Consider the following 4,736-nt stretch of genomic DNA (forward strand, 5'->3'; position numbering starts at 1 on the left):
CGCTCAAGTTCTTTGAATAAAATGAATGGCATCACGCAAGTGATAAAGTTAATGCGAAAATAGCTCAGTTGGTAGAGCGCGACCTTGCCAAGGTCGAGGTCGCGGGTCCGAGTCCCGTTTTTCGCTCAAACAAATGCGAAAATAGCTCAGTTGGTAGAGCGCGACCTTGCCAAGGTCGAGGTCGCGGGTCCGAGTCCCGTTTTTCGCTCAAACCCGAATGTCCAGGTGGCGGAATTGGTAGACGCGCTACTTTGAGGGGGTAGTGCCCGATTGGGCGTGTGAGTTCGAGTCTCATCTTGGACACGAAAGCCGGTAAGGATTCTTGCCGGTTTTTTTGTGTATATACACTTGACATTCTGCAGGGCAAGGAAACGGAGTTGCAATCGTCAACGAGGTGAAGGAACTGCCCAGCAACTTTACCAACTGGCTTGAGAATAATATAGAGAGAGCAAAAGGCTGGAGTACGATGCCGTATTTTATTAAAGCAATACTCAATACATTGATTTGCCGTTTGCCGTAAACGTGTACTCTAATAACGAAAAAAAATTTCAAGAGCGCACAGAACAAAAGGACCGATGGAGTTTGCGGTGGATATATTTTTTTAAGGTAAAATATTCTGATATACCCACGACCGAGATAGCTGCAATATACCATTACACGCGTGGAGACGTTTCAGCATATAGGCAACTCAATAACCAACTTAGAAAGGGTAATCTTGATGGTTTTAATAAGGCATTTTCTGAACTACTATCTTTATTGTCTAAAATGCCCGTGTGTTCAAATGATACCAAACTATATCGCACAATGGTGTTAAGCCCGAAAAAGTGCAATCAGTTTATGACTGAATTAAAGTCAGGGGTAGCAACATTTAGCGGTTTTACTTCTACATCAACCGAAAGGAGTATTGCGCTTGATAGATTCAACCACATGAATATTAAGAAAAACCAAGTAAAAATAATGCTTGAAATTCAAGGTAATAACGGGCGCATAATTAGTGATATGTCGCAATTTGGTGGTATAAAAAGTTCGCTCCCTAAACAAAAGGAAGTCCTGTTTGATAAAGGGAGCAAATTTAGTCTTGTAAGTGCAATCGTAAATGACGAATGTGTTGTATTTAAATTGAAAGAGGTCTAGTCTTCGTCATCTTCGTCTTGCCAAGCGAATATATTGTCCGAAATGCGTTCTTGAAACGCTTGTTCCTCGGGAGTTAGCTTTCTGGGCGCGGGCTTTGTCACTAAGGCGTTTGCTTCGGCATTTTTACGGGCAGTCTCGTACAATGCAAGAATTTCTTTGTCGGTAATATAACCTCCATCTGCAAGTTTTATTTCCATAACATGCTAATTAAAATTGTTAGTCGTTGCAAAGTTAATAAAAATTATCCATATATCCACTCTCCGAACACGGCATATATGTTACATGATGGAGCTGTTGTCACCATGCATAGTTGCTCCTGTCTGGATCATGAATCGCTTGCAGGCAATTACTGAAAAAAAATACTTGGATTTTTGGGGAGGAATATAAGGGTTGTTCTAAAATGTGATGTTTATGGTAAATTAATTGGAATAATTGAAGGGTCATTGTAGTTTTTTTTATTAATTTTACACTACAATTTTTTTTGTGCGATTTGTTTTCTATCATTACCCCTCCAAAAAATGTCTTTTCGATTTGGCATTTGACAAAATACTGTGTATAATATATCGTAAACTATGGAACAAAAAACTATTACAATTGAGACGAGTTACGACGGGCATTATGTTATACCTGATGGCGTGACAGAAATTGGATATTATGCATTTTTCGGATGCAATCTGTCGTCGGTTGAGATACCTAATTCGGTTACAAGCATTGGGCACAGTGCATTTTACCATTGTAGAAATCTCACATCATTAGAGATACCCAATTCGGTGACAAGCATTGATGCTTGTGCCTTTGATGGATGTTCTAGTTTGTCTTCCATTGTGTTTCCAGCATCATTGGCAAGCATTGGGGACATGGCATTCAAGGGGTGCTCTAAATTGCGCTCTATAACTGTCGATGAAGATAACCCTTGCTTTTGCGATTGGGATGGTGTGCTGTACAATAAGGATATGTCGTGCTTGCTTCATTATCCTGCTGGCAAGGAGGAAGTTTCATATCTTGTTCCCTATGGAATGACTCATTTTGATTTAGGCGTCTTTGACGATGCTGTTTACTTGAAGGCTGTGTATTTGCCTGAAACTATAGAGTCGCTGATGATTTTGAGCGATAAATTCGGTGAGGGAAGTTTGCGTGAGTTACACATTATGGTAGATGATCCTGAGACTATGGATGTGGAAGTAACACCGCATTTTTTTGATGCTGTAAAGAATATCACGCTATATGTACCCATCGGCTCTAGCGAAGCTTATCGTGAGCATTGGAGCCCCGCTGAATTTAAGGATATAATTGAAGAATAAACTAGTAGATAGTCATTTTTAATAAACAAAATGAGATACAAATTTGCTCTGTATCTCATTTTGTTTTTTTATGATTACTCGTTTAGAACCATTTGATTTTTTTGAACAGGAAGAATGCACTGGCCGAGAGTAGTATAGACGTTGCAATGATTGCTACAAATGCCCATGGCTGTTCTTCGTGTGGCAACCTCACGTTCATGCCATAGAGGCTTGCAATTAATGTGGGCACTTGGAGAATAATTGTGATACTTGTCATGCGTTTCATGATTTGGTTCAAGTTGTTTGAAATGATTGAACCAAATGCTTCCATCGTGCCTGAAAGAATGTTACTGTATATGTTCACCGAGTTCAATGCCTGCTGCAACTCGATGTGCACGTCTTCTACCATGTCAGTATCGAGCAAACCGGAGTTCTGATAGAGAGATTTTAAGCGCATGAGCAGAGACTCGTTGCCCCTGATTCCTGTGTTGAAATACACGAGACTTTTCTGTAAGTTTCTCATCTTTAACAGGTCTTCATTGCGAAGTTTGCGTTCAAGGTCGTCCTCGGCAGCATTAATGTTCACATTAATCTGTTTAAGGAATTTCAGGAACCACACGGCCGAAGACATGATGAGTCTCAAGATGAGTGTGAGCCTGTTGTTGATATTAACCCCTTTGTTTTTGTTGTATTGGATGAAATCGTTAACAACGGGATTGTTGAAGAAACTCAACACGATGACCAGTTTGTTGTTTGTGATGATGCCTAAAGGGATGGTGGAATAGGGGATATCTACATCGTTAGTTTCTCGCGGTAGTCGCAGTATGGTTAGCCTCCAGTCACCATCGCTTTCGGTGCGAGGTCGTTCATCGACGTCCTGGATATCGCTGATGAATGATTTGGGAACATTGAGTTCCTTCAAGTAGTTCAGGTCGCCTGCCGATGGGTTGTGCATATTGATCCAACACCCATCCTGCCAGCTTTCGACTTTCTCAAAGCCTTTGCCGAAAAGGATAAATTCTTTCATTTCAGTCTGTCTCCTTTGTTTCTGTGCACTAAATCACCCAGCAAAGAAAGACAGGCTGCCGATAGCCCGTTGCTTGCTAGTTATTTAGTGTGATGTTAAGTTTGTAATTTAAAAAGTCTTTCGGAACCGTGTCGTCCATATAATTTATAAATTTGGTTTCTATGATGCAAAGTTACGTCATTTTTTTGAATAAATGTGTATGATTATTGGTAAAAATGGCGCGACTGGATATTTGGATAGCAAAAAACAGGTGGGTTTCATATTCCCACCTGCATTTATATAAACCCCAAAGATGCCATTAATATCAGAGGTATGCTCTGAGAGTATCAGTTCTTTTTGCCCTAAGGCGGCGAAGAGCCTTTTCCTTGATTTGTCTCACTCTCTCTCGCGTGAGGTCAAATTGCGCTCCGATCTCGTCGAGAGACATCTCGGGGCAGTTGATGCCGAAAGACATCTTGACGATTTCACGCTCACGTGGCTGGAGTTGTGCAAGCATTTGCTGCAATTCGCTGTTGAGCGATTGCTTGTCGAGGTTGGAATCGGCCATCGGGCTGTTGTCGTTGGCGATCACATCAAGCATAGTGCCGTCGTCATCGCTGTTGAACGGAGCGTCAAAAGACACGTGATGCCCCGACACTCTCATCGCGTCATCGATTTTTGTGGGTGAGAGGGCGAGCATCTCGCCCAGTTCCTCGCTTGTGGGGCGACGCTGGTTGAGTTGTTCGAATTGCGACGACGCCTTTGCGATGCGGTTTCTCAATCCGTCTTGGTTGAGCGGTATTCTCACCATGTTAGATTGTCCGCCCAGTGCTAGAAGGATAGCTTGGCGAATCCACCACACGGCATAAGAGATAAACTTGAAGCCGCGTGTCTCGTCAAATCTCTCGGCGGCAGTGATAAGGCCGATGTTACCTTCGTTGATGAGGTCTGACAGACTGATTCCGTTATTCTGATATTGCTTGGCAACAGAGATGACGAAACGCAAGTTGGCCTTCACCAACTCGTCTCTTGCCGCTTGTGCATCATCTCCTCCCTCGCGTATGCGTTGAGCGAGTTCAACCTCACGATCCATATCAATCTGCTTGATATGGTTGATTTCGGTAAGATACTTGTCGAGAATCTGGCTGTCACGGTTGGTGATTGTTTGTGTAATCTTTAACCCAACTTTGACCCCTTGAAACTTTTTTTAATGAATTTTCGGGGGTGTTTGGCGGCTAAATCGCTGGTTTTCAATAGCGGCATTCCCGAAAATCAAATTGTAGTACACAGGAATGTCGCCGGAATGTTGTATCTTT

Annotated in this window: 5 protein-coding genes and 3 tRNA genes; 5 read left to right on the plus strand and 3 right to left on the minus strand. The window is 42.3% G+C overall.

Annotated features, from left to right (window positions below; genetic code table 11):
• The first annotated feature begins 53 nt into the window (after nucleotides 1–53).
• The 4 genes from ACKI3C_RS10300 (at nucleotide 54) to ACKI3C_RS10315 (ending at nucleotide 1,134) form a co-directional block, all read left to right on the plus strand.
• A tRNA-Gly gene (locus ACKI3C_RS10300) sits at nucleotides 54–126 on the plus strand.
• 9 nt (nucleotides 127–135) lie between these two features.
• Nucleotides 136–208, plus strand: a tRNA-Gly gene (locus ACKI3C_RS10305).
• 11 nt (nucleotides 209–219) lie between these two features.
• A tRNA-Leu gene (locus tag ACKI3C_RS10310) sits at nucleotides 220–303 on the plus strand.
• Between the two features lie 219 nt (nucleotides 304–522).
• Complete coding sequence (locus ACKI3C_RS10315; RefSeq protein ID WP_407404714.1) at nucleotides 523–1,134, plus strand: ADP-ribosyltransferase; 612 nt, start codon at nucleotides 523–525, stop codon at nucleotides 1,132–1,134.
• On the opposite strand, the gene ACKI3C_RS10320 is transcribed toward ACKI3C_RS10315, so the two are convergent.
• Nucleotides 1,131–1,331, minus strand: a complete 201-nt coding sequence (locus ACKI3C_RS10320; RefSeq protein WP_407404716.1) for a hypothetical protein — start codon at nucleotides 1,329–1,331, stop codon at nucleotides 1,131–1,133. The genes ACKI3C_RS10315 and ACKI3C_RS10320 overlap by 4 nt on opposite strands.
• Before the next feature lie 375 nt (nucleotides 1,332–1,706).
• Here ACKI3C_RS10320 and ACKI3C_RS10325 point away from each other — a divergent pair, with 375 nt between their 5' ends.
• The gene (locus ACKI3C_RS10325) at nucleotides 1,707–2,435 is read left to right on the plus strand and encodes a leucine-rich repeat domain-containing protein (RefSeq protein WP_407404718.1); all 729 of its coding nucleotides are present in this window, start codon (nucleotides 1,707–1,709) and stop codon (nucleotides 2,433–2,435) included.
• An 82-nt stretch (nucleotides 2,436–2,517) separates the two neighbouring features.
• Here the strand turns inward: ACKI3C_RS10325 and ACKI3C_RS10330 are convergent, their stop codons facing one another.
• Both ACKI3C_RS10330 and ACKI3C_RS10335 read right to left on the minus strand, forming a co-directional pair.
• The gene (locus ACKI3C_RS10330; protein WP_407404720.1) at nucleotides 2,518–3,441 is read right to left on the minus strand and encodes a magnesium transporter CorA family protein; all 924 of its coding nucleotides are present in this window, start codon (nucleotides 3,439–3,441) and stop codon (nucleotides 2,518–2,520) included.
• A 304-nt stretch (nucleotides 3,442–3,745) separates the two neighbouring features.
• Nucleotides 3,746–4,594, minus strand: a complete 849-nt coding sequence (locus ACKI3C_RS10335) for an RNA polymerase sigma factor RpoD/SigA (RefSeq protein WP_407404722.1) — start codon at nucleotides 4,592–4,594, stop codon at nucleotides 3,746–3,748.
• Nucleotides 4,595–4,736 lie beyond the last annotated feature (142 nt).

The sequence above is a fragment of the Sodaliphilus sp. genome (assembly GCF_045598405.1).
In the GTDB taxonomy this organism is placed as follows: Bacteria; Bacteroidota; Bacteroidia; order Bacteroidales; family Muribaculaceae; genus Sodaliphilus; species Sodaliphilus limicaballi.

Bases quoted from the DNA above. Each gene is read 5' to 3' on its own strand.
- ACKI3C_RS10320 (WP_407404716.1), bottom strand. From the start codon at position 1,331: ATGGAAATAAAACTTGCAGATGGAGGTTATATTACCGACAAAGAAATT.
- ACKI3C_RS10330 (WP_407404720.1), bottom strand. From the start codon at position 3,441: ATGAAAGAATTTATCCTTTTCGGCAAAGGCTTTGAGAAAGTCGAAAGC.
- ACKI3C_RS10325 (WP_407404718.1), top strand. From the start codon at position 1,707: ATGGAACAAAAAACTATTACAATTGAGACGAGTTACGACGGGCATTAT.